Source organism: Roseateles sp. DAIF2 (genome assembly GCF_015624425.1).
Lineage (GTDB): Bacteria > Pseudomonadota > Gammaproteobacteria > Burkholderiales > Burkholderiaceae_C > Kinneretia.
In genome coordinates this window covers 2,075,891-2,101,044 of record NZ_CP049919.1, presented here as the reverse complement: position 1 = coordinate 2,101,044, position 25,154 = coordinate 2,075,891, and the positions used below count along the sequence as shown (strand labels likewise).

Below are 25,154 nucleotides of genomic sequence, written 5' to 3'. Positions count from 1 at the left end.
TGGGACAATCGGGGCCTCCCCGCTGCGCCGGCCGCTCGATGGCCGGCGCGCTCCCCTGGTCCCTTCGTCCCCTCGATGCACCGCACGATCTTCACGACGCCCGTCGTCAACACCCTGCTGCGCGCCTTCTCGCGCGGCTTCCTGAAACTCACCGGCTGGAAGCTGGACGGCGCGTTGCCGCCCGACCAGACCAAATGCGTGCTGATCGCCGCGCCGCACACCAGCAACTGGGACCTGCCCTATACCCTGATGGTGGCCTTCGCGCTGCGCCTGAACATCTACTGGATGGGCAAGCGCCAGATCTTCGCCTGGCCCTTCGGGCCGGTGATGCGCTGGCTGGGCGGCATCCCGGTGCACCGCGAGCAATCGAACAATCTGGTGGCGGCCTCGGCCGCGGCCCTGGTCGCGGCCGATGGGCCGGTGCAGCTGATCGTGCCGCCCGAGGGCACGCGCGCCAAGACCCGCTACTGGAAGACCGGCTTTTACTGGATCGCCCATACCGCCCGGGTGCCGATCGTGCTGGCTTATATGGACTACGAGCGCAAGCTCAGCGGCCTGGGCCCGGTGTTCACGCCGACCGGCAATGTCGAGGCCGACATGGCCGAGATCAAGAAGTTCTACGCCCCCTTCAAGGGCAAGAACTGGCGCCAGTTCGACCATGAGTGAAGAAGCCGCAGGCAACAAGCCCAAGGACCCGCTGCAGGGCAAGACCCTGGAGATGATCGTCACCGAGCTGGCCGCCTACTTCGGCTGGCAGGAGCTGGGGCAGCGCATCCCGATCCGCTGCTTCCAGAGTGATCCCAGCGTGGCCTCCAGTCTGAAGTTCCTGCGCAAGACACCCTGGGCGCGCGCCAAGGTGGAGAGCCTGTATCTCTTCATGCTGCGCGAGCAGGCGCGCAACGCCCGACCCTAGATCAGATCCGCGCCGCGTTCGGCCAGCAGGGCGCGCAGCACCGAGCGGTGGCAGCGCGCCTCGTCCTCGCAGTAGCAGCCCAGCGCCATCGGCGTGCCATGCGACAGCGCGGCCAGCAGGTCCAGCAGGCGCGGCGTCTCGCCCTCGCCCAGTTCGGCGCGGAACTTCTTGACGAACTGGCCCCAGGCCTTGTCCTCACCGCTGGCCTGCGCGGCCTGCGCGAACTTCATCAGCTCGAGCGAGGGCGCCAGCTGCGGCAACCATTGGTCGTAGAAGTCGCGCGTGGCGAATTCGGCCTTGGGCACGCCGCGCGGCGGGCGCCGCACCGTGCCCAGCCGCAGGCCCTCGCCCGCGGCGCGCGGGCTGCCGAGACGGACGATGCGGATGGCCATGGGCTCAGACCTTGCTGGGCTCCGGGAGCTCGATCTTGACTTCCAGCACCTCGAGGTTGCCCTCGCGCTCCATATGCACCTTGATGTCGTCCGGATTGATCGACACGTATTTGGAGATCACCGCGACCAGTTCGCGCTGCAGCTGCGGCAGGTAGTCGGGGCTGCTGCTGCGGCCGTTGCGCTCATGCGCCAGGATCAGCTGCAGGCGCTCCTTGGCCACCGTGGCGGTGTTCTTTTTCTCGCCGAGGAAGAAGGACAGGAATCCCATCTGGTTCACTCCCTCACTTGCCGCCGAACAGGCGCTTGAAGAAACCGGGCTTGACCGCCTCGATGAAGCGCATCGGCTTGTCCTCGCCCAGGAAGCGGCCCACCACGTCGGCATAGGCCTCGGCCACGTCGCTGCCCTTCATGTGGATCGCCGGCAGGCCCTGGTTGGAGGCCTGCAGCACCACCTCGGACTCCGGGATCACGCCGATCAGCGGCGTGCGCAGGATCTCGTGGATGTCCTCCAGCGACAGCATCTGGCCGCCCTCGACCCGGTTCGGGTTGTAGCGGGTGATCAAGAGATGCTCCTTGACCGGCTCCTTGCCCTCGATCGCGCGCTTGGTCTTGCTGTTCAGCATGCCCAGGATGCGGTCCGAGTCGCGCACCGAGGAGACCTCGGGATTGGTCACGACCAGGGCCTCGTCGGCGTAGTGCATCGCCATCAGCGCGCCGGTCTCGATGCCGGCCGGCGAGTCGCAGACGATGTAGTCGAACTCCATCGCCTTCAGCTCCTCCAGCACGCGCTCGACGCCCTCCTGCTTCAGCGCATCCTTGTCGCGCGTCTGCGAGGCGGCCAGGATGTAGAGCTTCTCCAGCTGCTTGTCCTTGATCAGGGCCTGGCTCAGCTTGATCTCGTCGTTGACCACGTTGATCAGGTCGTAGACCACGCGCCGCTCGCAGCCCATGATCAGGTCCAGGTTGCGCAGGCCGACGTCGAAGTCGATCACCACGGTCTTGTAGCCGCGCATCGCGAGGCCTGTTGCAAAGCTGGCGCTGGTGGTGGTCTTGCCCACCCCGCCCTTGCCGGAAGTCACGACAACGATCTTGCTCATCGATTCAGGTCCTCAAAAAAACTGTGTACTGCAAAAGGTGTTCGTTGGGGTCAGGTCTTGAGCGGTTCCATCACCAGCTTCTCGCCCTCCAGCCGCACCTGGGCCGGCTTGCCCAGCACGGCGTCGGGCAGCGGGTTCTCGGTGGTGCGGTAAATGCCGGCGATCGCGATCAGTTCCGCCTCCAGGCTGGCGGCGAAGATGCGCGCCTCGGTATTGCCGCGCGCGCCGGCGATGGCCTTGCCGCGCAGCGGTGCGTAGACATGGATATGGCCGTCGGCGATCACCTCGGCGCCATGGCTCACCAGCGCCAGCACCACCAGGTCGCAGCCCTTGGCATAGACCTGCTGGCCACTGCGCAATGGCTTGTCGATCACCAGGGTGCGCGGTGCCTCGGCCGGCGCCACGGGCACCTCGACCGCGCGCTCGACGATCACCTCCTTGATGACCTCGCGCACCACCTCCTGCACGCGCGGTTCGGCGCGCGCCACGGGCTGCGGATCCACATCGGGCGCCTCGGCCAGGCCCAGGGCCTGGGCCCGCGCCAGCAGGGCCGGGCCGGCGCCGGCCACGGCCACCGGCTGCATGCGGTACTGGCGCAGCAGGGCCAGCAGCGCGACCAGATCGATCTCGGGTTCGGCACCCAGGCTCAACTCGCCCTGCGCGGTGGCTTCGTCGCCCGCGGGCTGCGGCAGCTGTGTGAAGTCGATCAGCAGCGGCTCGCGGTCGAACACATCCGGAGTGTCACCCAGGCGCTGGCGCAACTCGGCGGCGAGCGCCTCCAGGTCAGCGGTCTTCAATTCCAGGACCAGCAGGCCGAGCGTCGCGCTCTTCAGCTCGAAATGCTCCTGTGCCCGGGCTGCTGCCCGGCTCGACTGCCTTCCCTCTTGTACCTGCGTCATCGCCCGCCGTTGTCTTGCAAAGTGCGCGATTTTAGCGGCCTCGCCGCCACGACCCGCTAGGCGTTGGCCCCAGGCGTCGGGCCCCGATGCAGCTGCTCAAAAAACAGGCACACCAACAACAATCATTACAAATCAAAGACTTGAAAGTGCTATCGAAAGCCCGTTCACAAACTTGTCCACATCAGCCGTGGACAGTTCAACGGGCCTCCCTAAGGGTGTGATTTTTGCCAGACGGGACTTGACTTATCCCCATTTCCGGCGCAGCGAAGGCGATGCCGAGCCGGCACACCGGGCTTGCTGCATCGCATCTCAAGGTTTCCCCGGCACAGCGCTAAGTGATTGATTCATATAGAGCTTCGCACCATGCTTAAAAAAACGGCAACAAAAGGCGCAGCCCGTCGCCACAAGGGTTTGGAGGCGTCGCCCGGCGCTTCTCCACAAAGTTATCCACAGCATCGGTGGATAGCTGAACGAGGCTTTACAAATCAAGAGCTTAAGCAACATCCTTGAACTGGACTCGAACTTCCGGCGCTAACTGCAAGGGTTGTGAAAGCCCAAGTCAACGCCCAGGAGTTACAGTGGACCCAGGGCTCGCATGTCGCGAGCCAGTAAAGGAGTCCCGACTTGGCAACCCCGAACTACTCCTACGAGAAGCGTCAGCGCGAACTGGCCAAGAAGCGCAAGAACGAGGAAAAACGCCAGCGCAAGCTGAACCGGCCCAACGAGGAGGCCACCGCTGAAGGCGAGGCCGCCGCACCCGAGGGCGCGGAAGGCAGCAGCGGCGAGGCCCCGGCCGAACCGGATCCGCGCTGAGCCCGCCTAAAATCGCTCCCTCCCGCGCATGGCCGATACCGCCATGCCGCCGTTCCCGTCTCCCACCGCCATGACACGCAAGCTCTTCGTCACCACCGCCCTGCCCTATGCGAACGCCAATTTCCATATTGGCCACATCATGGAATACACCCAGGCCGATATCTGGGTGCGCTTCCAGCGCATGACGGGCCAGCAGGTGCATTTCGTCTGCGCCGATGACGCGCATGGCGCGCCGATCATGATCGCGGCGGAAAAGGCGGGCAAGACGCCGCAGCAGTTCGTGGCCGACATCGCGGCCGGCCGCAAGGACTATCTGAACGGCTTCCACATCAGCTTCGACAACTGGCACTCGACCGACGGCGCCGAGAACCACGAGCTGTCCAAGGAGGTCTACAAGGCCCTGCGCAAGAGCGAGCTGATCGAGGTCAAGACCATCGAGCAGTTCTTCGACCCGCAGAAGGCGATGTTCCTGCCGGACCGCTTCATCAAGGGCGAATGCCCGAAATGCGGCGCGAAGGATCAGTACGGCGACAGCTGCGAGGTCTGCGGCGCGGTCTACACGCCGACCGAGCTGAAGAACCCCTTCTCGGTGCTGACCGGCGCGACGCCGGTGATGAAGAGTTCGGAGCATTACTTCTTCAAGCTCAGCGACCCGCGCTGCATCGCCTTCCTCGAGCAATGGACCCAGACCCCGGGCCGGCTGCAGAGTGAGGTGCTGAACAAGATCAAGGAATGGTTCACCAAGGACGAGGAAGGCAAGGGCGGCCTGGGTGACTGGGACATCAGCCGCGATGCGCCCTACTTCGGCATCGAGATCCCCGATGCGCCGGGCAAGTATTTCTACGTCTGGCTGGACGCGCCGATCGGCTACCTGGCCTCGCTGAAGAACTACTTCGGCAAGAAGGGCTGGGACTACGAGGCCTTCATGGCCGACGAGTCGGTCGAGCAGGTCCATTTCATCGGCAAGGACATCACCTACTTCCACACGCTGTTCTGGCCGGCGATGCTGCATTTCAGCGGCCGCAAGACGCCCAACCATGTGTTCGTGCACGGCTTCCTGACCGTCAACGGCGGCGAGAAGATGAGCAAGAGCCGCGGCACCGGCCTGGACCCGCTGAAGTACCTGAAGCTGGGCATGAACGCCGAATGGCTGCGCTACTACCTGGCCGCCAAGCTCAACAGCAAGGTCGAGGACCTGGACTTCAACCCCGAGGACTTCGTCGCCCGTGTCAACTCCGACCTGGTCGGCAAGTACATCAACATCGCCTCGCGCGCCGCCGGCTTCCTGGCCAAGCGCTTCGACGGCCGCCTGTCGGCCGATGTCGGCGTCGAGGGTCAGACCTTGCTGGACGGCCTGCGCGCCCAAGGGCCGGCGATCGCCGAGCTCTACGAGACCCGCGAGTTCGGCAAGGCGCTGCGCGAGATCATGCTGCTGGCCGACCGCGTCAACGAGTACGTCGACCAGAACAAGCCTTGGGAGCTGGCCAAGCAGGAAGGCAAGGATCAGGTGCTGCAGGATGTCTGCAGCGTCTGCATCGAGGCCTTCCGCGTGCTGTCGATCTACCTGAAGCCGGTGCTGCCGGCCCTGGTGGCCAAGGTCGAGGCCTTCCTGAAGGTCGAGCCCTTCACCTTCGCCGATGCGCAGACCGCGCTCGGCGCCCACCAGATCGGCGCCTACGAGCACCTGATGCAGCGCGTCGACCCGAAGCTGCTGGAGGCCTTGTTCGAGCCGCCCGCCGCTCCGAAGGTGATCCCCGGCGGCGAAGAGTTGGCGCCCGAGATCAAGATTGACGACTTCACCAAGGTCGACCTGCGCATCGCCAAGATCGTCAAGGCCGAGCATGTCGAGGGCTCGGACAAGCTGCTGCGTCTGACCCTGGACGTCGGCGAGGGCCGGCTGCGCAATGTCTTCTCCGGCATCAAGGGCAGCTACCAGCCCGAGCAGCTGGAAGGCAAGCTGACCGTGATGGTCGCCAATCTGGCGCCGCGCAAGATGAAGTTCGGCGTCAGCGAGGGCATGGTGCTGGCCGCCAGCCATGCCGACGAGAAGGCGAACCCAGGCGTCTTCGTGCTGGAGCCCCTCCCCGGCGCCCAGCCGGGCATGCGGGTGCGCTGAGCCGGCCACGCGGGGGCTTGCTGCACATGCGACCTGCCGCCCCCGACAGCCGCACCCTGCTGCTGAGCCGGCGCCGTCGCTTCATCGCGCGGCGCCACCACTGCGGTCCGCCGCGGACCACTCTCCCCTCTCGCTGCCCGTCATCGAACCGGAGAGTCGTCCACCATGGACCTGCCCCCACTGCACCGCTTCCATCCGCGCCTGCTTGACAGCCTGCGCGGCTACACGCGCCAGCGTTTCCTCGCCGATCTCGGCGCCGGCCTGACGGTCGGCGTGGTCGCGCTGCCGCTGGCGCTGGCCTTCGCGATCGCCTCCGGCGTCAAGCCCGAGCAGGGCCTGGCCACCGCGATCATCGCCGGCTTCCTGATCTCGCTGCTGGGCGGCTCCAGCGTGCAGATCGGCGGCCCGGCCGGCGCCTTCATCGTGATCGTCTACGGCATCGTGCAGCGCTACGGCCTGGCCAATCTACTGGTGGCCACGATGCTGGCCGGCGTGCTGCTGCTGGCGATGGGCGCGCTGCGCCTGGGCGTGCTGGTGCGCTACGTCCCGGTCTCGATCGTGATCGGCTTCACCAACGGCATCGCGGTGCTGATCGCACTATCCCAGCTGAAGGACCTGCTGGGGCTGCACATCGACCAGATGCCGGCCGACTTCTTCGGCCAGCTCGGCACGCTGTACGCGCATCTGCACGACTTCAACCCGGCAGCGCTGGCGCTGGGCCTGGCCTGCATGGCCCTGGTGTTGCTGTGGCCGCGCCTGCCGCGGCGCTTCGCCGTGCTGCCACCGACCCTGGTCGCGCTGGTGCTGGCGGGCCTGGCGACCTGGGCCTTGCGGCTGCCGCTGGACACCATCGGCAGCCGCTTCGGCGGCATCCCGCCGGGCCTGCCGGATTTCGCCTGGCCGGCGCTGGAATGGGCCAGCCTGCAGCAGCTCTTCATCCCGACCCTCACGATCGCGCTGCTGGGCGCGGTCGAGTCGCTGCTGTGCGCGCGGGTGGCCGACCAGATGAGCGAGGGCCGGCTGCCACGCCACGACCCGAACCAGGAGCTGATGGCTCAAGGGCTGGCCAACATCGCCGCGCCGCTGTTCGGCGGCCTGCCGGCCACCGGCACGATCGCGCGCACCGTCACCAATCTGCGCGCCGGCGCCACCAGCCCGGTGGCGGGCATGGTGCATGCGGCCGCGCTGCTGCTGATCGTGCTGGTCGCCGCGCCGCTGGCCAGCGCGGTGCCACTGGCCGCGCTTGCGGGCATCCTGCTGGTGGTGGCGCTGCGCATGGGCGAGTGGCACGAGTTCACACGGCTGCGCCGCTTCAACCTGCCCTACCGCACCATCCTGCTGGGCACCTTCGCGCTGACCGTGGTGTTCGACCTGACGGTCGCGGTACAGGTCGGCCTGGTGCTGGCCTGCCTGTTCTTCATCTACCGCATGAGCACGCTGTTCCGCGCCGAGCCGCTGCCGGACTTCCCCGACGCACCGCCCGGCGTGGTGCTGATGCGGCTCTATGGTTCGCTGTTCTTCGGCGCGGTCGGCAAGGTCGAGGGCCTGGCCGAGCGGCTGCCGGCCGATTGCCGCGAGCTGGTGCTGGACATGCACCAGCTGGTCTCGATGGACAGTTCGGGGCTGGACGCGCTGGTGCAGTTGCAGCGCGGCCTGGCGCAGCAGGGGCGGCGGCTGAGCCTGTGCGGCCTGAACGAACAGCCGGCCAGCCTGATCGAGCGCGGCGGCCTGGCGCTGGGCGAAGGCGGCATCCATCACGACCTGGCGGCATGGCGCCGTGCCCGCGGCTTGTAAAATCGCCGGATTCGAGCCTCAAGCCATTCACGCCATGCCTTTGTTCTGGAAGCCCTACAAGTCCGACGTCACCAACTTCATCGATGAGTTGAAGGCCAAGAAGCCGACCCTGGAAGCCGAGCAGCGCGCCGGCCGCGCCCTGCTGTGGGACAAGGCGGTGGATCGCCAGGCCCAGTCCGACTACCGCAGCGCCCGGGTCGACCAGCAGGCCTACGTCTACCAGACCAAGAGCGAGTGAACGAAGCCGAGGCCCTGTCCGCCGCACCAGCCGCTTCCGAGGCGGCGAGCGACGGCCTGCCGCAGACGGTGGACGGCGTCGCCGTCGCCCGCCTCTACGGCGAGCCGCTGTTCACGCTGCCACAGGACCTCTACATCCCGCCGGAGGCGCTGGAGGTCTTCCTCGAGGCCTTCGAGGGCCCGCTGGACCTGCTGCTCTACCTGATCCGGCGCCAGAACTTCAACATCCTCGACATCCCGCTGGCCGACGTGACGCGGCAGTACCTCAGCTATGTCGACGAGATCCGCAAGACCAATCTCGAGCTGGCCAGTGAGTACCTGCTGATGGCCGCGATGCTGATCGAGATCAAGTCGCGCATGCTGCTGCCGCCGAAGAAGACCGAGGACGGCGGCGAGCCCGAGGATCCGCGCGCTGAGCTGGTGCGGCGCCTGCTGGAATACGAGCAGATCAAGCTGGCCGCCCTGAAGCTGGACGCGCTGCCGGTGCTGGGACGCGACTTCCTGCGCGCGCAGATTTACATCGAGCAATCGCTGACGCCACGCTTCCCCGATGTCGAGGCGGTCGACCTGCGCGATGCCTGGCTGGAAATCCTGAAGCGCGCCAAGCTGGTGCAGCACCACAAGATCACCCGCGAGGAACTGTCGGTGCGCGAGCACATGAGCATCGTGCTGCGCCGGCTGCAGGGCCAGCGCTTCGCGCTGTTCGAGGATCTATTCGAGATCGACCGCGGCCCGCAGGTGCTGGTCGTCACCTTCATCGCGATGCTGGAGCTGGCGCGCGAGCGCCTGCTCGAGATCACCCAGGCCGAGGCCTTCGCGCCGGTCTACGTGCGCCTGGCCTACACGCCCACCTGAGTGCGCGGGCGCCCGCTCAGACCGGGGCGCGCCAGGTCGAGAATTGCGCGTCCGGCTGGCGCTGGATCATCTGGCCGACCGCCAGCACCGCCTGGGTGCGCGAGCTGACGCCCAGCGCCTTCAGCACCGCGGCCACATGGTCCTTGATCGTCTCGACCGAGACGCCCAACTCGCGGGCGATGATCTTGTTCGGCTTGCCCTGCAGCAGCAGCGCCAGCACATCGGTCTGGCGCGGCGTCAACGACAGGCCGTCCAGGCTGCCGACGGTCTGGAAACCCGGCGAGCTGGCGGCCTGCTGGATCTGGTGCAGGCGCGGATTGACCGGCTGCGGCGCGACCTCGGCCGCCACCTCGTTGCCCAGGCTCATCGGCGGCACATAGATGCCGCCCGACATCACCAGCTTGAGCGCCTGCGACAGCATCTCGGTGCTGCTGCGCTTGGGCACGAAGCCCATCGCGCCCTGGTCGATCGAACGGATCACGTCGCTGGCGCGGTCGGAGGCCGAGATCACCACCACCGGCAAAGCCGGATAGGCGGCGCGGAACTCCTCCAGCACGTCAAAGCCGCTGGCATCGCCCAGCTGCAGGTCCAGCAGCACCAGATCGAAATCGTCGTGCAGCTTCAAGGTTTTGCGCGCGGCGGCGGCGCAATCGGCGCCCACCACCTCCACATCGTCGCCCAAACCCTCGATGACGGTCTGCAGGGCCGACAGGATCAGCGGGTGATCATCAATGAGCAGTACTTTCATGCTCGGCCCCTTCTTCCTCAAACGTGGCGAAATGCTCAGTTTTCTGCATGCTTACGGGGGCGGATCATAGAAGAGCCCTACAGGGCTGGGCACACCCCTCATGGGTGATACCAGGATGATTTTGTTCGAATTGCAAACTCAAACGTAGCGGCGGGTGATCGATTCGGCGACACAGACCGGCTTGGCCCCGCCCTCGCGCTCCACCGTCACCTCCACCTGCAGCTGCGCCCCGCCCTCGATCGGCTCGAAGGCCAGCAGCCGAAAGCGCGCCCGCAGGCGGCTGCCGGCCGGCACCGGGGAGGGAAAGCGCACCCTGTCGAGCCCGTAGTTCAGGCCCATATGGCTGTCGCCGATCGAAAAGCCGGTCTCGAAGAAGCGCGGCAGCAGGCTGAGGGTCAGGAAGCCATGGGCGATCGTGCCGCCGAAGGGCCCGGCCGCGGCGCGCACCGGGTCGGTATGGATCCACTGCCCGTCCTCGGTCGCCTCGGCGAAGCGCTCGATGCGTGCCTGGTCCACCAGCAGCCAGTCGCTGAGACCGATCTCCTGCCCCACGCAGGCGCCCAGGTCGGCCAGTCTTTCGAAATGTCGCATCGACGCTACTTGTCCAGCCAGCCCCCCAAGGCCTGCCATTGGGCGAGGTCGCGTTCGACCCGGCCGGGGGCGACGTCCCACAGGGTCAGACCGCGGGCCGCCAGTTGCACATAGTTCTGGGTGTCGCGCAGCATGCCCAGCACCGGCACGTCCAGGCCCTGCACAAACTGCTGCAGATGCTGGGACGACAGGGTGCCATCCTTGGTGCGCATGCCCACCAATGCCAGCTGCGGGCCGCGGCCCGTCTGGCGCCGCAGATCTTGCAGGGTTTGCAGGAAGCCGTATGTCGCCTGGATGTCAAACAGGCTGGCCTGCAGCGGGATCAGCAGCTTGTCGGCCAGGCCGTGGGCCGACTCCAGCCGCTTGCCGTGCAGGCCGGCCGGCGTGTCCAGCACCACATGGCTGACGCCCTTGGGCGGCCGGGCCAGGGTCTTGCCCTCGATCTCCCAGCTGCGGATCGCCGGCAGCTGCGGCGGGCGCAGCGCCAGCCATTGGCGCGAGGACTGCTGGACATCGATGTCCCCCAGCATCACCGCATGGCCCTGCCGGGCGTAATAGCCGGCGATATTGCCGGCCAACGTCGATTTGCCAACCCCGCCCTTGGGATTGGCGACCAGGATCACGGGCATGGTGGGAGCCTCCTCGGGTCGTCGCTAGGGTGCCGGGGATGGTAGCCGACCTGTCGCCAGCGGTTACCCTTGTCGCCATGGCCGACATCCTCCTCCTCGCCGCCCATCCCGACCTGGCGCATTCCCATATTTCGCAGCAGCTGCTGCAGGCCGCCGGCGCGGCCTCCCATGGCCCCGGCCACCTGCAGACGCGCGACCTCTACGCCCTCTATCCCGACTACGCGATCGACGTCGCCGCCGAGCAGCGCGCGCTGGAGCAGGCGCGGCTGGTGATCTGGCTGCATCCGCTGCATTGGTACGGCATGCCGGCGCTGCTGAAGCTGTGGATCGACGAGGTGTTCGCCTTCGGCTGGGCCTATGGCCCCGGCGGCCAGGCCCTGCAGGGCAAGGACCTCTGGCTGCTCAGCTCCACCGGCAGCGCGGCCGAAGCCTATGGCCCGGCCGGCCACAACGGCCACGCGCTGGACGAGTTCCTGCTGCCGCAGGCCCAGACAGCCCGGCTGTGCGGCATGCGCTGGCTGCCGCCGCTGGTGCTGCATGGCGCGCACCGGGTCGGCGATGCCGAGGTGCAGCAGCATGTGCGCGGCTTCATCGAGCGCCTGCGCAGCTATCCGTCCTGGTGCCCGCGCGGGCCGGAGCCGGCCCTGCCCGAGGTGCCGCTGGATGCCCGCCCGGCCCTGTTCAGCAGCATGGAGGGCCTGTGATGGAGGTGCATGGCAATCCGCTGCAGCTGCCGCTGGTGTTCCTGGCGGCCGCGGTGCTGGCCGTGCCGCTGGCGCGGGCGCTGCGCCTGGGCGCGATCCTCGGCTACCTGGTCGCCGGCGTGATCATCGGGCCCGGCGTGCTGGGCCTGGTCAACAAGCCCGGCACGATCCTGGAGCTGGCCGAGTTCGGCGTGGTGCTGATGATGTTCCTGGTCGGGTTGGAGCTGGAGCCACGGCGCCTGTGGGCGATGCGGCGCGCGGTATTCGGCTGGGGCTCGCTGCAGCTGCTCGGCTCCGCGGCCCTGCTGATGGGCCTGGCGCTGGCCTTCGGCCAGCCCTGGCGGCTGGCCCTGGTGGTCAGCCTGGGTCTGGCGATGTCCTCCACCGCGGTGGCGCTGGCGGTGCTGGCCGAGCGAAACCTGGGCTCGACGACCTCCGGTCAGAGCGTGTTGAGCGTGGCCCTGCTGCAGGACATCGCGGCGATCCCGGTGCTGTCCCTGGTGCCGATCATCGCGCTCAGCGGCGACGCGGCCAGCCATGGCGGTGGCGACTGGCAGGTAGCGGCGCTGAAGGCGGTCGGCGCGATGCTGGTGATCGTGCTGGGCGGGCGCCTGGCGCTGCGCCCGCTGCTGCGCTGGATCGCGCGCAGCCGCACGCCGGAGATCTTCACCGCCGCGGCCCTGCTGCTGGTGCTGGGCACCGCCAGCCTGATGCATGCGGTGGGCCTGTCGGCCGCGCTGGGCGCCTTCCTGGCCGGCGTGCTGCTGGCCGAGAGCGAATACCGGCGCGAGCTGGAGACCGATCTGGAGCCCTTCAAGGGCCTGCTGCTGGGTCTGTTCTTCATGGCCGTCGGCATGGGGCTGGACCTGACCGTGGTGCTGCAGCGGCCGCTGCTGGTGCTGGGCCTGCTGGCCGCGCTGCTGCTGACCAAGGCCGCGCTCTTGACGCTGATGGCGCGCTGGATGGGCATCCCGGGGCCGGAGCGCTCGGTCTTCGTGCTGCTGCTGGCGCAGGGCGGCGAGTTCGGCTTCGTGGTGTTTCAGCTGGCCCAGCAGGCCGGGCTGATCGACGCGGCGCAGAACTCCGCCCTGGTCGCCGCGGTGGCGCTGTCGCTGGCCTGCACGCCGGCCCTGCTGCTGGCCAGCGACCGGCTGCTGTCCTCTCAGCTCAAGCGCCAGGCCGCACCGCAGGATGCGCTGCTGCAGTCGCCTCAGCAGGCGCCGATCATCATCGCGGGCTTCGGCCGCTACGGCCAGATCGTCGGCCGCATGCTGTATGCCAACGGCTTCGAGGCCACGGTGCTGGACCATGACGCCGAATCGGTCGCGCTCTTGCGCCGCTTCGGCTGGCGTGTCTATTTCGGCGACGCGACGCGGCTGGACCTGCTGCGCACCGCCGGCGCCGAGCAGGCGCGGGTGCTGGTGATCGCGGTCGACGATGTGGCCCAGAGCCTGGAGATCGCGGCGCTGGCCCGCGAGCATTGGCCGCAGCTGCAGGTGGTCGCGCGGGCGCGCAATCTGCAGCATTACTTCCGGCTGCGCGACCTGGGCGTGACCCTGATCGAGCGCGAGACGCTGGACTCGGCCCTGATGAGCGCGCGCAGCGTGCTGGAGCTGCTGGGCCTGCAGCCCCATGCGGCGCGCAAGCTGGCCTGGCGCTTTCGCCAGCACACGCTGGAGCAGCTGGACGTGCTGTTCCCGCTCTACAAGGACGAGGCCGCGTTGACCGCCGCGACCCGGCGCGGCCGCCAGCAGCTGGAGTCCCTGTTCGCCCAGGAGCGTGAGCAGGCGGCGGCACGCAAGCGCCAGCGTCCGGGCTGGAGCCAACCACCCGGTTAGGCTTCGGCCGGCGGGAGGCGGGCGGACCTGGGACAATCGGGCCCATCATGTTCGCCCCCTCCCAAATCGAGGTGCGCCGCTTCTTCTGCGCCACCTACCGCAAGCTGCGCGAAGGCGCCCCGCTGATCCCGATGGAGGCCCTCGCGGCCCGCTGGATCGACGAGCACCCGGAATACCACGCCGAACTGGCCGACGAGGAGGCCGCGGTCAACGCGGTCTACACGGTCGAGGAAGGCCGCACCAACCCGTTTCTGCATCTGTCGATGCACCTGACGATCAGCGAGCAGCATTCGATCGACCAGCCCACCGGCATCCGCCAGGCGCTGGACCTGCTGGCCGCCAAGCGCAACTCGCTGCACGAGGCCCAGCATGCCGCGATGGACTGCCTGGGCGAGATGATCTGGGCCTCGCAGCGCAGCGGCCTGCCGCCGGACGGCCATGGCTATCTGGACTGCGTGCGTAAAAAAGCCACCCGCTAGGGTGGCTTGATGATGGGGCGGGACCGGGCTCAGGCCTGGTAGGAACCGCCGCCCAGGGTCTTGCGCTCGCTCTTGCCCAGCGCGGAATACAGGCCGGTGGCCTCGCCGGGCATCAGCACGTCGATCGCGCGGTCCAGCGCCGCGGTGGCGCGGGCCAGCGATTCGCGCTGCGCGGCCACGCGGCCGCCCGCCTGCACCAGGCGGTTGCGCAGGCCCTGCGGCACCTGGCCGGCGCGGGCGGCTTCGCTGAACATCGCGATCGCTTCGGCCAGCGCCTGATGCAGCGCGCTGGCATGCAGCTCGATCGCCTGGCTGTCGCGGCGCAGCAGCGCCTCGCCCAGCAGGTTCAGGCAGCTCTCCACCGCCAGCAGCGGTTGTTCCAGGGCCTGACCCAGGGCCGGGTCGGGGTTCGATTCGATGGGGGGCAAGGCGTGCATAACGGTATCCGCCGCAGGCGTTGATCTCGTACGACTCAATGAATGGGGTGCCGGCCGGAGCCGGCGGCCAAATACGCTCAATGCGTGGCGGTCCGGGTCAGCATTTCCTGGGCGTTGGCGATCAGCTTGTCGGCGATCGCGTCGGCATTGATGCTGAACCGGCCTTCGGAGATCGCCTGCGAGATGCGGCCGACCTTCTCGGCGTCGAAGCTACCCTCTTCCGACACGCCCGACAGCAGCTTGCTGGCGGTGCTGGACAGATTGATCTGGGCGCTCGCCTCCGGGCCCTTGCCGCCAGAGACGTTGTTCGCCGCCGGCTTGCTGCCGCGGGCGGCGTCGGCGACGTTGTTCGTCCCGACCGGCGTCGAGGCCAATTTTTCGGGGCTGTTACCGATTTTCATGCTGATCTCCAAAGCTCGGGAGCGGTCGCAAAACCGTCCAGGTTGCTCGGTGTATCGACCCGTTCCGGCGGGACTTTAGGATTTTCCATGCGAATGAGGGGGCTCATAACAGCACCTCCACCCGGCGTTCGCCGACGGCCCGCCCCGTGACGGTGCGTCCGTTCTCAAAGCGAACACGAACCTCTTGACCTTCGAGGCCCGGCTCCAGGGCCTGGCCCTCACTGGCAATCGCGTAGCCGGTGCCGCTGGCCAGCACCTGCACCCGCTCGCCGACGGCGAACCAGCGACGGGCCTTCAGATCACTGCTGCGCACCGCCTCGCCGGGTACCAGCGGACGTTGCAGGCTGCGGCCGTCAAGCTGGCCCGCGTCGGTGAAAACCTGGCCGGCCTCGGCCGCTATATCCACTTCGGCGCTCTGCAGCAGCTCTTGAGTCAAGAGGGTGCCGGCCGCCAGGGCCTGGCTGGCCACGACCGCGCGGGCATAGACCTGCACCGTCACCGGCAGGCTGACATTCCAGCGCGCGCCGCCCTGGGCGCCGTCCAGGCAGCGCAGGCCGATGCGGCTCTTGCCCCACATCTTCTGGCCCTGCGGCAGATAGGGCTGGACCTGGCGGCAAGGCGCCAGGCGCAGCCGGGCGTCGAGCTGGCCCAGCTGGATATCCACCCGCGCCTGCTCGGGCGCGCCGGCGCGGGCGCCGGCCAGCGCCAGGCGCTGCACATAGTTCAGCAACTCGGGCGTCAGCGGGTTGCTGGCCTGGGCCCAGGCGCCCAGGGCGCTGCCGGCCAGCAGCACCAGCGCCGCCAGGGCGCGGATGCGGCTCGCGAGAGCGGCGCAGGGAACATGGGCGTTTTGATCCATGGCAGCCACTGTAGGGCCGGGGCCCTGTTTTCTTAGCGCCGAAATGCGCGCCAAAGCCCGCTCTTTTCCCGCTCATGTTTTCCGACCCGCCCAACACAATCCCGTCCAATCGCCCAAGCTGCCACCCGAGGGCCCGCATCATGATCAACCGACTGACCGACGCGCTGAACTTCCAGACCCAGGCCCTGGCCCTGCGGTCGGAGCGCCAGCGCCAGCTCGCCAGCAATATCGCCAACGCCGACACGCCGGGCTACCAGGCCCGCGACATGGACTTTGCGCGGGCGCTGCGCGAGGCCACCGGCATGACGGGCATCCCCGGCGCCCTCAACACCACCAGCGCCGGCCACATGGCCCCGCTGGCCGGCGCCCGCGCCGACCACGAGAAGCTCTATTCCACCGCCGCCCAGACCAATCTGGACAGCAACTCGGTGGACATGGACCGGGAGCGCGCCAACTTCGCCGACAACGCGGTGAAGTACGAGGCCACCCTGCGCTTCATCAATGGCAGCGTGCGCACCACGCTGGACGCGATGAAGTCGCACAACGCCGCCTGATCGGAGGGCTGAACCATGTCGATGTTCCAGATCTTCAGCGTCTCCGGCAGCGCGGTCAGCGCGCAGAGCCAGCGCCTCAATGTGGTGGCCAGCAATCTGGCCAATGCGGACACCGTGGCCGGCCCGGATGGCCAGGCCTACAAGGCGCGCCAGGCGATCTTCCAGACCGCCCTGGTCGGCGCCGGCAACAACCTCGGCGCGGCCGGGGTGCGCGTGGCCCAGATCACCGAGGACCAAAGCCCCGGCCGCCGCGTGCACGACCCCAAGCATCCGCAGGCCGATGCCGAGGGCTATGTGACCTACAGCAATGTCAACAGCGTCGAGGAGATGGTCAACATGATTTCCGCCTCGCGCTCCTATCAAAACAACATCGAGGTGATGAGCACGGCCAAGAACCTGCTGCTCAAGACCCTGCAGATGGGCCAGTCCTGAGGACTGAAACGGAGTCGCCGCCATGGATGTCGCAGCCCTCAACAACACCCTCAGTGGCGGCAAGTCCGCCGCGACCAGCAAAAACGCGGTCGACACGCAGGACCGCTTCCTGAAGCTGCTGGTCGCACAGATGCAGAACCAGGATCCGATGAATCCGCTGGACAACGCCCAGGTGACCAGCCAGATGGCGCAGATCCAGACCGTCACCGGCATCAGCGGCCTGTCCAAGACGATCGAGAACCTGACCGCCCAGTTCACCCAGATGCAGGCGCTGCAAAGCGTCTCGCTGGTCGGCCGCGACGTCACCGTCTCCGGCAACAACCTGGTGGTCAAGGAGGTCGACGGCAAGAAGATCGGCAAGGGCGCCTATGACCTGGCCGGCGCGGCCGACAAGGTCAAGCTGGAGATCCTGAGCGCCTCCGGCACCGTGATCGACACCCGCGAGCTGGGCGGCCAGAAGGCCGGCCTGCAGCATTTCGAATGGCCCGCCGACAAGGCCGTCGGCTACGAGAACATGAAGTTCCGCATCACCGCCTCGCGCAGCGGCAAGGACGTCGCCGCCACCACCTACGGCACCGACAAGGTGGTCGCGATCAATACCAATGGCGCCAAGTTCCAGGTCAAGCTCGAGGGCCTGGGCATGGTCGACTACAGCGTCATCAAGCTCGTCGACTGACGCAGCCGCCTCTCTTTTGCCCAAGGAAACACCATGAGCTTCCAACAAGGTCTCTCCGGTCTGAACGCCTCCAGCAAGAACCTGGAAGTCATCGGCCACAACGTCGCCAACGCCAACACCTTCGGCATGAAGGCCTCGCGCGCCGAGTTCGCCGACATGTACGCCTCGGCCCTGAACGGCGCCGGCGCCAACCTGGTCGGCATCGGCACTACCCTGCAGGCGGTGGCCCAGCAGTTCACCCAGGGCAATATCACGACGACCGAGAACCCGATGGACATGGCCATCAACGGGGCCGGCTTCTTCCAGCTCAGCGACGGCAAGAGCCCGACCATGTACTCGCGCAACGGCCAGTTCAAGGTCGACCGCGAGGGCTTCATCGTCAACAACGACGAGCTGAAGCTGCTCGGCTACCCGGCCGACGGCACCGGCGTGATCCAGCCGGGCCTGGCCCAGCCGCTGCAGTTGCCCACCAAGGGCATCGACCCCCAGATCACCTCCAACATCAAGATGGAGTTCAACCTGGACTCGCGCGCCAAGCCCACCGCGCCCAAGGACTCCAGCGGCACCGAGGTCACCGGCATCACGCTGAACACCCCGTCCACCTACAACAACGCGACCTCGCTGACCGTCTATGACGCCAAGGGCCAGCCGGTCTCGCTGACCCTGTACTTCCAGCGCGCCGCAACGCCGGACGCCAGCGGCAACACGGTCTACAACGTCTATGCCACCGCCAACGGCAAGTCGCTGGCCGTCGATGCCACCGGCACCGGCATCCCGGTGGACGCCAACGGCAACCCGCAGGCCCCCTATACCCAGATGACCTTCCTGCCGCAGGGCGGCAAGCCGGTCACCCCGGCCGGCAAGCTGGACCTGAAGATCCCGCCGGGCACCAATGCCGCCGGTGCGCCGACCCTGGGCATCCCGACCGACCAGACCGACCCCAGCCTGCCGGGCATCTCCTTCGACATCCTGGGCGCCTCCGAGAACGGCTCCAGCTTCGCGGTCACCGACCTGACCCAGGACGGCTATGCCCCGGGCCAGCTGGCCGGCATCGTGGTCGAGGGCAACGGCGTGGTCACCGCGCGCTATTCCAACGGCGAGTCCAAGCCCGCCGGCCAGATCGAGTTCGCCACCTTCCGCAACCCGCAGGGCCTGCAGCCGCTGGGCGGCAATGTCTGGGCGCGCACCTTCACCTCCGGCGATCCGGTGGTCGGCACCCCCGGCGACGGCAATATGGGCAAGCTGCAGGCCGGCGCGCTGGAGGAATCCAATATCGACCTGACGGCCGAGCTGGTGAACATGGTGACCGCGCAGCGCGTCTACCAGGCCAATGCCCAGACCATCAAGACCCAGGACCAGGTGATGCAGACCCTGGTGAACCTGCGCTGATCCAGCCAGCGACTGACGGAGGCCCGCGATGGACCGCATGATCTACCTGTCGATGGCCGGCGCGAAGGCGGCGATGCAGCGCCAGGACGTGCTATCCCACAACCTGGCCAACGTCTCGACCAATGGCTTTCGCGCCGAGCTGCAGGCCTTCCGGGCCGTGCCGGTGCGCGGCGATGGCGCCACCACCCGCGCCTACGCGCTGGAAACCACGATCGGCTACAACGACGCGCCCGGCGTGATCAACGCCACCGGCCGCAACCTGGATGTCGCGATGCAGGGCAACTCCTGGCTCGCGGTCCAGGCCCTGGACGGCACCGAGGCCTACACCCGCGCCGGCGCGCTCGACGTCAACAACGAGGGCCTGCTGGTGCTGCGCAACGGCCTGCAGGTGCTGGGCGACGGCGGCCCGATCACGGTGCCGCCCGACAGCGCGCTGCAGATCGGCGCCGATGGCACCCTGACCGCCAAGCTGCCGACCGGCAACCCGATCAATATCGGCCGCTTGAAGCTGGTGACGCCCGAGGCCAAGATGACGCGCGGCGAGGACGGCCTGTTCCGCGCCGCCGATGCCGACCTGCCCGCCGACCCGGCCGCGCGGCTGCAGGACGGCGCGCTGGAGGGCAGCAATGTCAGCGCGGTCGAGACCATGGTCAGCATGATCGCCGCGGCGCGCCAGTTCGAGCAGCAGATGAAGCTCCTGCAGATCGCCCAGACCCAGGGCCAGCAGTCAGCAAAACTGCTCGGCACGACCTAAGGAACCCCGCCATGATTCGCTCGCTCTGGATCGCCAAGACCGGCATGGAAGCCCAGCAGACCCAGCTGGACACCATCTCGCACAACCTCTCGAACGTCGCCACCAATGGCTACAAGCGCTCGCATGCGGTGTTCGAGGACCTGATCTATCAGAACCTGCGCCAGACCGGCGCCAACACCACCGAGCAGACCCAGCTGCCCACCGGCCTGCAGGTCGGCCTGGGCGTACGCCCGGTGGCCACCTCGCGCATCTTCAGCCAGGGCAATCTGCAGCAGACCAGCAACAACCTGGACCTGGCGATCAAGGGCAACGGCTTCTTCCAGATCCAGATGCCCGACGGCACCACCGCCTACACCCGCGACGGCGGCTTCCAGCTGGACGCCAACGGCCAGATGGTGACCAACACCGGCTACAGCCTGCTGCCCGGCATCACCGTGCCGCCCAATGCCCAGACCCTGACGGTCGGCGCCGACGGCACCGTCACCGTGACCGTGCCCGGCAACACCCAGCCGCAGAACCTGGGGCAGATCCAGCTGGCCAACTTCGTCAATCCAGCCGGCCTGGAGCCGCGCGGCCAGAACCTGTTCACCGAAACCGCCTCCTCCGGCACGCCCAATGCCGGCGCCGCCAATGCCAACGGCCTGGGCGCACTGCAGCAGGGTTTCGTCGAGACCTCCAACGTCAATGTGGTGGAGGAGCTGGTGCAGATGATCCAGACCCAGCGCGCCTACGAGCTGAACTCCAAGGCGGTGCAGACCTCGGATCAGATGCTGCAAAAGCTCAGCCAGATCTGAGCAGCGGGAGCCCGGCCATGAAACTCGCCCTGTCCCTGACCCTGCTGGCAGCCGCCCTGGGCGGCTGCGCCGCGGTGCAGCCGCCGCCACGCGTCGAGCTGCAGAACACCCCGGTCGTGCAGCTGCCGCTGCAGCCCGCCGCCGTGCCGGTGAACGGCGCGATCTACCAGTCGGTCAGCTACCGCCCGCTGTTCGAGGACCACCGCGCCCGCCTGGTCGGCGACACGGTGACGATCCAGATCGTCGAGCGCATCACGGCCACCCAGAGCTCCAGCAGCGCGCTGGACAAGAAGGGCCAGCTCAGCGGCAGCATCTCCGCCCTGCCCGGCATCGCCCCCAATTCCTTCGGCCGCGCCTCTGCGGCGGCCACCTCGGCCACCACCGCGGCCGGCAAGGGCAGCAACCAGAACACCAACGAGTTCAGCGGCAGCATCACCGCCGTCGTCACCGCGGTGCTGCCCAACGGCCATTTGATGCTGACCGGCGAGAAGCAGATCGGCGTCAACAGCAATGTCGACGTGCTGCGTTTCTCCGGCCAGGTCGACCCGCGCCTGATCCAGCAGGGCAATACCGTCTCCTCGGCGCAGGTCGCCAATGTCCGCGTGGAACAGCGCGGCCGCGGCGCGCTGGAGCAAACCCATGAAATAGGCTGGTTGTCCCGCTTCTTTTTGAGTCTTTCGCCGACTTAAGTTTGCCCAGAATCGGTTGCACGAGTCTCACCGTGCAACCGCCATGTCCCGCCTCCTCCCCTCCCTGCTGAAGTTAAGCATCGGGTTTTCCCTGATGATCGCGCTGGCCGTCCCGGCCGCCGCCGCGCGCATCAAGGAAGTCGCGTCGGTGGCCGGCGTGCGCAACAACCCCCTGACCGGCTACGGCCTCGTCGTCGGCCTGGACGGCACCGGTGACCAGACCACCCAGGCCCCCTTCACCGGCCAGAGCCTGGCCGCGATGCTGCAGCAGTTCGGCGTCGTGCTGCCACCGGGCATCACGATGCAGCCGCGCAATATCGCCGCGGTGATGGTCACCACCCAGCTCCCCCCGTTCGCCCAGCCCGGCCAGCCGCTGGACATCGTCGTGTCCTCGATGGGCAATGCCAAGAGCCTGCGCGGCGGCACCCTGATCGCGACGCCGCTGCGCGGCGCCGACGGCCAGGTCTATGCAATCGCCCAGGGCAATCTGGTGGTCGGCGGCGCCGGCGCCTCGGCCGGCGGCTCCAAGGTGCAGATCAACCACCTCAGCGCCGGCCGCATCCCCGGCGGCGCCCTGGTCGAACGCAGCGTGCCGACCGCGCTGCAGATGGGCGACAGCATCCAGCTGGACCTGAACTCGGCCGATTTCGCCACCGCCCGCGCCGTGGCCTCCGCGATCAACCGCGCCAAGGGCGCCGGCACCGCCCAGGCGCTGGACGGCCGCGTCGTGCGCGTACGCGCCCCCAGCAACCCGGACGAGCGCGTCAGCTTCCTGGCCGACATGGAGAACCTGTCGCTGGACCTGGCGACGCCGGCCGCCCGCATCGTGATCAACGCCCGCACCGGCTCGGTGGTGATGAACCAGGCCGTGACCCTGGCGCCCTGCGCGGTCGCGCACGGCAATCTGTCGGTGACGATCAGCTCCACCCCGGTGGTCAGCCAGCCCGGCGCGCTGTCCGGCGGCCAGACCGTCGTCACCGAGAAGACCGACATCGCGCTCAAGCAGGAGCCCGGCGCGCTGATCAACATGCCGGCCGGCACCAAGCTGGCCGACGTCGTCAAGGCCCTCAACGCGATGGGCGCCACGCCGCAAGACCTGCTGGCCATCCTGCAGGCGATGAAGAGCGCGGGCGCCATCATGGCCGAGCTGGAGGTGATCTGATGAACCTCAAGTCGCCCTTCAGCCTGGGCGCCAGCAGCGCCGGCACCAACCCGCAATCGATCGAGGCGCTGCGCGCCGCCGCGGCGCGCGACCCCAAGGCCAGCATCAAGGAGACGGCGCGCCAGTTCGAATCCCTCTTCATGCAGGAGGTGATGAAGAGCATGCGCGCCTCCACCCTGTCTTCCGGCATGCTGGAGAACTCGGCCACCCAGCTCGGCACCGAGATGCTGGACACCCAGTTCGCCGGCAAGCTGACCGGCCTGCCCGGCGGCCTCTCGGACGCGATCGCGCGCCAGCTGCAGCGCCAGATGGGCATGGCCGACAAGACCGACAAGGCCGAGGCCGCCAAGACCCTGCAGCCGCTGCCGGCGCTGGCCAAGAAGAACATCGCGCCGCATGTGCAGAGCTTCATCCAGAAGCATGACAGCGCCGCCAAGGCCGCCGAGGTGCAGACCGGCATCCCGGCCAGCTTCATGATCGCCCAGGCCGCGCATGAGTCCGGCTGGGGCCGGCGCGAGATCACCGCGAAGGACGGCAGCCCCTCCTTCAACGTGTTCGGCATCAAGGCCACCTCGAACTGGACCGGCAAGGTGGCCGAGGTGACGACCACCGAATACGTCGACGGCAAGCCGCAGAAGGTGGTGGCCAAGTTCCGCGCCTACGGCAGCTACGAAGAGGCTTTCAAAGACTATGCCCGCCTGATCGGCACCAACGACCGCTACCGCGACGTCGTGGCCAAGGCGGACACGGCCGAGGGATTCGCGCGCGGCCTGCAGAAGGCCGGCTACGCGACCGACCCCGAATACGCCAGCAAACTGGCCAAGGTCATCAACACCACGGTGCGCGTGCAGCGCGCCATGGCCTGAGGCCGGACGCTAACAGGAGGAAGGATCGATCATGGGAACCTCGGCACTGCTATCGCTGGGCATGAAGGCCATGTTCGCCAACCAGGCGGCGCTGCAGACCATCGGCCAGAACATTGCCAACGCCAACACGCCAGGCTACTCGCGCCAGCTGGTCAACCTGACCACGCCGGAGGGCCAGTTCACCGGCGCCGGCTACTTCGGCAAGGGCGTCACCGTGCAGACGGTGACCCGCGCTCACAACGAGTTCCTGACCAAGGAGGCGGCCAGCTCCAAGTCCCTGGCCTTCATGGACTCGACCAAGTTCGCGCTGCTGCAGCAGCTCGAGAAGATCTTCCCGACCGGCAACGCCGGCCTGGGTCAGGCCGCCAACCAGTTCCTCAACTCGATGGTGGACGTGGCCAGCCGGCCCGCCGACCCCTCGGCGCGCCAGGTCGCGCTGGGCCGGGCACAGGAGCTGGCGGCGCGCTTCTCCGATGCCGGCGCCCAGCTGGCCGATCTGCAGGCCGGCGTGGTCAGCGACCTGAAGGCCGATCTCGGCGTGGTCAACCAGCTGGCCAAGCAGATCGCCGCGGCCAACGACCAGATCGCGCGCGCCAACGGCACCGGCCATACCCCCAACGACCTGCTGGACCAGCGCGAGCAGCTGATCTCGCAGCTGAGCCAGTATGTGCAGGTCACCACCCTGCCGGCCGACGACGGCACGGTCGGCGTCTTCATCGGCGGCGGCCAGCGCCTGGTGCTGGGCGACCAGGCCCAGACCCTGTCGGTCACGCCCGACCCCTATGACAGCTCGCGCGCCCAGGTCAGCATCTCCGAGGCCAACGGCGCCCGTGCGCTGGACGAGAGCGTGCTGACCGGCGGTTCGATCAGCGCGCTGCTGGCCTACCAGAACAAGGACCTGCAGGACGCCCGCAACCTGCTGGGCCAGATGGCGATGTCGCTGTCGATGAAGGTCAACGGCCAGCAGGCCCTGGGCCTGGACCTGTCCAACCCGCCAGGCGTCGGCGCGCCGATCTTCGGCGTCGGCGACCCGCGCGCCCTGCCCAACTCGAGCAATGTGCGCAACCCCGACGGCAGCTACGCCACCACGATGGCGGTGCAGATCGTCGACCCGAGCCGGGTGCCGGCCAACAGCTTCGTGCTGCGCACCGACCCGAGCGGCACGCCCGGCCAGTATGAGCTGACCGCGCGCCCCGATGGCAAGCCCGAGGTGCTGAGCGCCGCCCAGATCGAGCAGCGCTACGGCCTGCGCCTGACCGAGGGCGGGTCGCCGATGACGCCCAGCGACAGCTTTGCGCTGGAGCCGGTGGCGATGGCCGCGATCGGCATGAAGCGCATCCTGGACAACACCAACGGCCTGGCCGCGGCCTCGCCGATCACCGGCGTGACCAACATCAACAACACGGGCACGATGACGGTCGACTCGCTGTATGCGGTCAACAGCAATCTGGACATGAGCAAGGTGCCGATGAGCATCCAGTTCGGTGCGGTCAACCCGGCCGACAACAGCGTGGCCTACAGCATCACGATGTCCGACGGCAGCGTCGTCAACGGCAACTGGAAGGCCGGCTCGGTGATCGGCAACGAGCCGCTGGCCGGCATCGACCTGGGCTTCGAGCTGCGCCTGAACGGTGTGCCCAAGCCGGGCGACACGCTGGACATCAACGCCACCCAGTTCCCCGCCGCCAACAATTCCAACGCCAAGGCCTTCCTGAACCTGCAGACCGAGAGCTTCGTCGGCCGCGTGCTGCAGGCCGACGGCAGCCTCAGCAAGGGCGCGACGATCACCGATGCCTATGCCTCGGCGATGAGCGAGATCGGCGCGCGCGTGCAGGGTGCCAAGTACCTGGCCGGCGTCTCCACCAGCGTCGCCAGCGACGCCGAGAAAGTGCGCTCGGGCCAGGCCGGCGTGAACCTGGACGAGGAAGCGGCCCGGCTGATGCAGTACCAGCAGGGCTACCAGGCCGCGGCCAAGGTGCTGCAGGCCGGCCAGAAGATCTTCGATGAGCTGCTGCAGCTCGCACAGAGGTAAACAT

At 67.9% G+C, this 25,154-nt stretch carries 30 protein-coding genes; 20 read left to right on the top strand and 10 right to left on the bottom strand.

The genetic code is table 11. From position 1 onward, the window contains the following. The first annotated feature begins 75 nt into the window (after positions 1 to 75). Both G8A07_RS09720 and G8A07_RS09715 read left to right on the top strand, forming a co-directional pair. Positions 76 to 666: a 1-acyl-sn-glycerol-3-phosphate acyltransferase gene (locus G8A07_RS09720; protein WP_195796815.1), complete on the top strand. Its 591-nt coding sequence runs from the start codon at positions 76 to 78 to the stop codon at positions 664 to 666. Then, a complete protein-coding gene (locus tag G8A07_RS09715; protein WP_195796814.1) occupies positions 659 to 913 on the top strand; it encodes a VF530 family DNA-binding protein in 255 nt (84 codons plus the stop codon). Before G8A07_RS09720 ends, G8A07_RS09715 begins: the two co-directional genes overlap by 8 nt. Here the strand turns inward: G8A07_RS09715 and G8A07_RS09710 are convergent. From G8A07_RS09710 to minC, 4 genes are read right to left on the bottom strand one after another with little or no spacing between them, the layout of a single operon-like run. Beyond that, positions 910 to 1,305: a DUF488 domain-containing protein gene (locus tag G8A07_RS09710; protein ID WP_195796813.1), complete on the bottom strand. Its 396-nt coding sequence runs from the start codon at positions 1,303 to 1,305 to the stop codon at positions 910 to 912. The genes G8A07_RS09715 and G8A07_RS09710 overlap by 4 nt on opposite strands. A gap of 4 nt (positions 1,306 to 1,309) precedes the next feature. Beyond that, positions 1,310 to 1,573: a cell division topological specificity factor MinE gene (gene minE, locus G8A07_RS09705; RefSeq protein WP_195796812.1), complete on the bottom strand. Its 264-nt coding sequence runs from the start codon at positions 1,571 to 1,573 to the stop codon at positions 1,310 to 1,312. 13 nt (positions 1,574 to 1,586) lie between these two features. After that, complete coding sequence (gene minD, locus G8A07_RS09700) at positions 1,587 to 2,402, bottom strand: septum site-determining protein MinD (RefSeq protein ID WP_195796811.1); 816 nt, start codon at positions 2,400 to 2,402, stop codon at positions 1,587 to 1,589. 50 nt (positions 2,403 to 2,452) lie between these two features. Further along, positions 2,453 to 3,301 carry a septum site-determining protein MinC gene (gene minC, locus G8A07_RS09695; protein WP_195796810.1) on the bottom strand — a complete coding sequence of 283 codons (849 nt, stop codon included), beginning with the start codon at positions 3,299 to 3,301 and terminating at the stop codon, positions 2,453 to 2,455. Positions 3,302 to 3,925: 624 nt separating this feature from the next. Between minC and G8A07_RS09690 the strand changes: the two genes are divergently transcribed. From G8A07_RS09690 to G8A07_RS09670, 5 genes are all read left to right on the top strand, one after another. Further along, positions 3,926 to 4,114: a hypothetical protein gene (locus tag G8A07_RS09690; RefSeq protein ID WP_195796809.1), complete on the top strand. Its 189-nt coding sequence runs from the start codon at positions 3,926 to 3,928 to the stop codon at positions 4,112 to 4,114. Positions 4,115 to 4,184: 70 nt separating this feature from the next. Continuing rightward, positions 4,185 to 6,230 (top strand): methionine--tRNA ligase, encoded by a 2,046-nt coding sequence (gene metG, locus G8A07_RS09685; RefSeq protein WP_195796808.1) that lies wholly within the window; start codon positions 4,185 to 4,187, stop codon positions 6,228 to 6,230. A gap of 165 nt (positions 6,231 to 6,395) precedes the next feature. Further along, on the top strand, positions 6,396 to 8,024 hold the full coding sequence (locus G8A07_RS09680; protein ID WP_195796807.1) for a SulP family inorganic anion transporter: 1,629 nt from the start codon (positions 6,396 to 6,398) through the stop codon (positions 8,022 to 8,024). A 34-nt stretch (positions 8,025 to 8,058) separates the two neighbouring features. After that, positions 8,059 to 8,262 (top strand): DUF3460 family protein, encoded by a 204-nt coding sequence (locus G8A07_RS09675; RefSeq protein ID WP_195796806.1) that lies wholly within the window; start codon positions 8,059 to 8,061, stop codon positions 8,260 to 8,262. Further along, a complete protein-coding gene (locus G8A07_RS09670) occupies positions 8,259 to 9,116 on the top strand; it encodes a ScpA family protein (protein ID WP_195796805.1) in 858 nt (285 codons plus the stop codon). The genes G8A07_RS09675 and G8A07_RS09670 overlap by 4 nt, the downstream gene beginning before the upstream one ends. Before the next feature lie 16 nt (positions 9,117 to 9,132). Here the strand turns inward: G8A07_RS09670 and G8A07_RS09665 are convergent, their stop codons facing one another. From G8A07_RS09665 to G8A07_RS09655, 3 genes are all read right to left on the bottom strand, one after another. Next, complete coding sequence (locus G8A07_RS09665) at positions 9,133 to 9,864, bottom strand: response regulator transcription factor (protein ID WP_195796804.1); 732 nt, start codon at positions 9,862 to 9,864, stop codon at positions 9,133 to 9,135. A 138-nt stretch (positions 9,865 to 10,002) separates the two neighbouring features. Beyond that, on the bottom strand, positions 10,003 to 10,455 hold the full coding sequence (locus tag G8A07_RS09660; RefSeq protein WP_195796803.1) for a MaoC family dehydratase: 453 nt from the start codon (positions 10,453 to 10,455) through the stop codon (positions 10,003 to 10,005). 5 nt (positions 10,456 to 10,460) lie between these two features. Further along, positions 10,461 to 11,084 (bottom strand): ParA family protein, encoded by a 624-nt coding sequence (locus G8A07_RS09655; protein ID WP_195796802.1) that lies wholly within the window; start codon positions 11,082 to 11,084, stop codon positions 10,461 to 10,463. Positions 11,085 to 11,161: 77 nt separating this feature from the next. Here G8A07_RS09655 and G8A07_RS09650 point away from each other — a divergent pair, with 77 nt between their 5' ends. The 3 genes from G8A07_RS09650 to G8A07_RS09640 are packed head-to-tail and all read left to right on the top strand — an operon-like array spanning position 11,162 to position 14,105. Continuing rightward, positions 11,162 to 11,788 (top strand): NAD(P)H-dependent oxidoreductase, encoded by a 627-nt coding sequence (locus G8A07_RS09650; protein ID WP_195796801.1) that lies wholly within the window; start codon positions 11,162 to 11,164, stop codon positions 11,786 to 11,788. Further along, positions 11,788 to 13,626 (top strand): glutathione-regulated potassium-efflux system protein KefC, encoded by a 1,839-nt coding sequence (gene kefC / locus G8A07_RS09645; RefSeq protein WP_195796800.1) that lies wholly within the window; start codon positions 11,788 to 11,790, stop codon positions 13,624 to 13,626. Before G8A07_RS09650 ends, kefC begins: the two co-directional genes overlap by 1 nt. Positions 13,627 to 13,673: 47 nt before the next feature. After that, complete coding sequence (locus tag G8A07_RS09640; protein ID WP_195796799.1) at positions 13,674 to 14,105, top strand: DUF1841 family protein; 432 nt, start codon at positions 13,674 to 13,676, stop codon at positions 14,103 to 14,105. 29 nt (positions 14,106 to 14,134) lie between these two features. Here G8A07_RS09640 and G8A07_RS09635 read toward each other — a convergent pair whose 3' ends face one another. From G8A07_RS09635 to flgA, 3 genes are all read right to left on the bottom strand, one after another. Continuing rightward, positions 14,135 to 14,542: a hypothetical protein gene (locus G8A07_RS09635; protein ID WP_195796798.1), complete on the bottom strand. Its 408-nt coding sequence runs from the start codon at positions 14,540 to 14,542 to the stop codon at positions 14,135 to 14,137. 77 nt (positions 14,543 to 14,619) lie between these two features. Further along, positions 14,620 to 14,955 carry a flagellar biosynthesis anti-sigma factor FlgM gene (gene flgM / locus G8A07_RS09630; RefSeq protein ID WP_195796797.1) on the bottom strand — a complete coding sequence of 112 codons (336 nt, stop codon included), beginning with the start codon at positions 14,953 to 14,955 and terminating at the stop codon, positions 14,620 to 14,622. A gap of 91 nt (positions 14,956 to 15,046) precedes the next feature. Then, positions 15,047 to 15,802, bottom strand: a complete 756-nt coding sequence (flgA, locus tag G8A07_RS09625) for a flagellar basal body P-ring formation chaperone FlgA (protein ID WP_195796796.1) — start codon at positions 15,800 to 15,802, stop codon at positions 15,047 to 15,049. A 140-nt stretch (positions 15,803 to 15,942) separates the two neighbouring features. Here flgA and flgB point away from each other — a divergent pair, with 140 nt between their 5' ends. Genes flgB through flgK form a run of 10 tightly spaced genes read left to right on the top strand, consistent with a single transcriptional unit; the run spans position 15,943 to position 25,150 of the window. Further along, positions 15,943 to 16,356, top strand: a complete 414-nt coding sequence (gene flgB, locus G8A07_RS09620) for a flagellar basal body rod protein FlgB (protein ID WP_195796795.1) — start codon at positions 15,943 to 15,945, stop codon at positions 16,354 to 16,356. A 15-nt stretch (positions 16,357 to 16,371) separates the two neighbouring features. After that, a complete protein-coding gene (flgC, locus tag G8A07_RS09615; RefSeq protein WP_195796794.1) occupies positions 16,372 to 16,788 on the top strand; it encodes a flagellar basal body rod protein FlgC in 417 nt (138 codons plus the stop codon). 22 nt (positions 16,789 to 16,810) lie between these two features. Beyond that, a complete protein-coding gene (locus G8A07_RS09610; RefSeq protein ID WP_195796793.1) occupies positions 16,811 to 17,464 on the top strand; it encodes a flagellar hook assembly protein FlgD in 654 nt (217 codons plus the stop codon). 33 nt (positions 17,465 to 17,497) lie between these two features. Continuing rightward, on the top strand, positions 17,498 to 18,853 hold the full coding sequence (gene flgE, locus G8A07_RS09605; RefSeq protein ID WP_195796792.1) for a flagellar hook protein FlgE: 1,356 nt from the start codon (positions 17,498 to 17,500) through the stop codon (positions 18,851 to 18,853). Between the two features lie 28 nt (positions 18,854 to 18,881). Then, positions 18,882 to 19,607 carry a flagellar basal-body rod protein FlgF gene (gene flgF / locus G8A07_RS09600; protein ID WP_195796791.1) on the top strand — a complete coding sequence of 242 codons (726 nt, stop codon included), beginning with the start codon at positions 18,882 to 18,884 and terminating at the stop codon, positions 19,605 to 19,607. An 11-nt stretch (positions 19,608 to 19,618) separates the two neighbouring features. Beyond that, positions 19,619 to 20,401, top strand: coding sequence for a flagellar basal-body rod protein FlgG (flgG, locus tag G8A07_RS09595; RefSeq protein WP_195796790.1), 783 nt, complete (start codon positions 19,619 to 19,621; stop codon positions 20,399 to 20,401). 17 nt (positions 20,402 to 20,418) lie between these two features. Continuing rightward, positions 20,419 to 21,090: a flagellar basal body L-ring protein FlgH gene (locus tag G8A07_RS09590; protein ID WP_195796789.1), complete on the top strand. Its 672-nt coding sequence runs from the start codon at positions 20,419 to 20,421 to the stop codon at positions 21,088 to 21,090. Positions 21,091 to 21,133: 43 nt separating this feature from the next. Continuing rightward, the gene (locus G8A07_RS09585; protein WP_195796788.1) at positions 21,134 to 22,252 is read left to right on the top strand and encodes a flagellar basal body P-ring protein FlgI; all 1,119 of its coding nucleotides are present in this window, start codon (positions 21,134 to 21,136) and stop codon (positions 22,250 to 22,252) included. After that, positions 22,252 to 23,118 (top strand): flagellar assembly peptidoglycan hydrolase FlgJ, encoded by an 867-nt coding sequence (gene flgJ / locus G8A07_RS09580; RefSeq protein WP_195796787.1) that lies wholly within the window; start codon positions 22,252 to 22,254, stop codon positions 23,116 to 23,118. Before G8A07_RS09585 ends, flgJ begins: the two co-directional genes overlap by 1 nt. 31 nt (positions 23,119 to 23,149) lie before the next feature. Continuing rightward, on the top strand, positions 23,150 to 25,150 hold the full coding sequence (gene flgK, locus G8A07_RS09575) for a flagellar hook-associated protein FlgK (protein ID WP_195796786.1): 2,001 nt from the start codon (positions 23,150 to 23,152) through the stop codon (positions 25,148 to 25,150). Positions 25,151 to 25,154: the final 4 nt, after the last annotated feature.

Bases quoted from the DNA above. Each gene is read 5' to 3' on its own strand.
- G8A07_RS09710 (WP_195796813.1), bottom strand. From the start codon at position 1,305: ATGGCCATCCGCATCGTCCGTCTCGGCAGCCCGCGCGCCGCGGGCGAG.
- G8A07_RS09715 (WP_195796814.1), top strand. From the start codon at position 659: ATGAGTGAAGAAGCCGCAGGCAACAAGCCCAAGGACCCGCTGCAGGGC.
- kefC (WP_195796800.1), top strand. From the start codon at position 11,788: ATGGAGGTGCATGGCAATCCGCTGCAGCTGCCGCTGGTGTTCCTGGCG.
- flgJ (WP_195796787.1), top strand. From the start codon at position 22,252: ATGAACCTCAAGTCGCCCTTCAGCCTGGGCGCCAGCAGCGCCGGCACC.
- flgB (WP_195796795.1), top strand. From the start codon at position 15,943: ATGATCAACCGACTGACCGACGCGCTGAACTTCCAGACCCAGGCCCTG.
- minE (WP_195796812.1), bottom strand. From the start codon at position 1,573: ATGGGATTCCTGTCCTTCTTCCTCGGCGAGAAAAAGAACACCGCCACG.
- metG (WP_195796808.1), top strand. From the start codon at position 4,185: ATGACACGCAAGCTCTTCGTCACCACCGCCCTGCCCTATGCGAACGCC.
- flgK (WP_195796786.1), top strand. From the start codon at position 23,150: ATGGGAACCTCGGCACTGCTATCGCTGGGCATGAAGGCCATGTTCGCC.
- G8A07_RS09650 (WP_195796801.1), top strand. From the start codon at position 11,162: ATGGCCGACATCCTCCTCCTCGCCGCCCATCCCGACCTGGCGCATTCC.
- minD (WP_195796811.1), bottom strand. From the start codon at position 2,402: ATGAGCAAGATCGTTGTCGTGACTTCCGGCAAGGGCGGGGTGGGCAAG.
- G8A07_RS09640 (WP_195796799.1), top strand. From the start codon at position 13,674: ATGTTCGCCCCCTCCCAAATCGAGGTGCGCCGCTTCTTCTGCGCCACC.
- G8A07_RS09590 (WP_195796789.1), top strand. From the start codon at position 20,419: ATGAAACTCGCCCTGTCCCTGACCCTGCTGGCAGCCGCCCTGGGCGGC.
- minC (WP_195796810.1), bottom strand. From the start codon at position 3,301: ATGACGCAGGTACAAGAGGGAAGGCAGTCGAGCCGGGCAGCAGCCCGG.
- G8A07_RS09665 (WP_195796804.1), bottom strand. From the start codon at position 9,864: ATGAAAGTACTGCTCATTGATGATCACCCGCTGATCCTGTCGGCCCTG.
- G8A07_RS09675 (WP_195796806.1), top strand. From the start codon at position 8,059: ATGCCTTTGTTCTGGAAGCCCTACAAGTCCGACGTCACCAACTTCATC.
- G8A07_RS09660 (WP_195796803.1), bottom strand. From the start codon at position 10,455: ATGCGACATTTCGAAAGACTGGCCGACCTGGGCGCCTGCGTGGGGCAG.
- G8A07_RS09655 (WP_195796802.1), bottom strand. From the start codon at position 11,084: ATGCCCGTGATCCTGGTCGCCAATCCCAAGGGCGGGGTTGGCAAATCG.
- G8A07_RS09585 (WP_195796788.1), top strand. From the start codon at position 21,134: ATGTCCCGCCTCCTCCCCTCCCTGCTGAAGTTAAGCATCGGGTTTTCC.
- G8A07_RS09720 (WP_195796815.1), top strand. From the start codon at position 76: ATGCACCGCACGATCTTCACGACGCCCGTCGTCAACACCCTGCTGCGC.
- flgC (WP_195796794.1), top strand. From the start codon at position 16,372: ATGTCGATGTTCCAGATCTTCAGCGTCTCCGGCAGCGCGGTCAGCGCG.
- G8A07_RS09635 (WP_195796798.1), bottom strand. From the start codon at position 14,542: ATGCACGCCTTGCCCCCCATCGAATCGAACCCCGACCCGGCCCTGGGT.
- G8A07_RS09680 (WP_195796807.1), top strand. From the start codon at position 6,396: ATGGACCTGCCCCCACTGCACCGCTTCCATCCGCGCCTGCTTGACAGC.
- G8A07_RS09610 (WP_195796793.1), top strand. From the start codon at position 16,811: ATGGATGTCGCAGCCCTCAACAACACCCTCAGTGGCGGCAAGTCCGCC.
- flgA (WP_195796796.1), bottom strand. From the start codon at position 15,802: ATGGATCAAAACGCCCATGTTCCCTGCGCCGCTCTCGCGAGCCGCATC.
- flgF (WP_195796791.1), top strand. From the start codon at position 18,882: ATGGACCGCATGATCTACCTGTCGATGGCCGGCGCGAAGGCGGCGATG.
- flgG (WP_195796790.1), top strand. From the start codon at position 19,619: ATGATTCGCTCGCTCTGGATCGCCAAGACCGGCATGGAAGCCCAGCAG.
- flgE (WP_195796792.1), top strand. From the start codon at position 17,498: ATGAGCTTCCAACAAGGTCTCTCCGGTCTGAACGCCTCCAGCAAGAAC.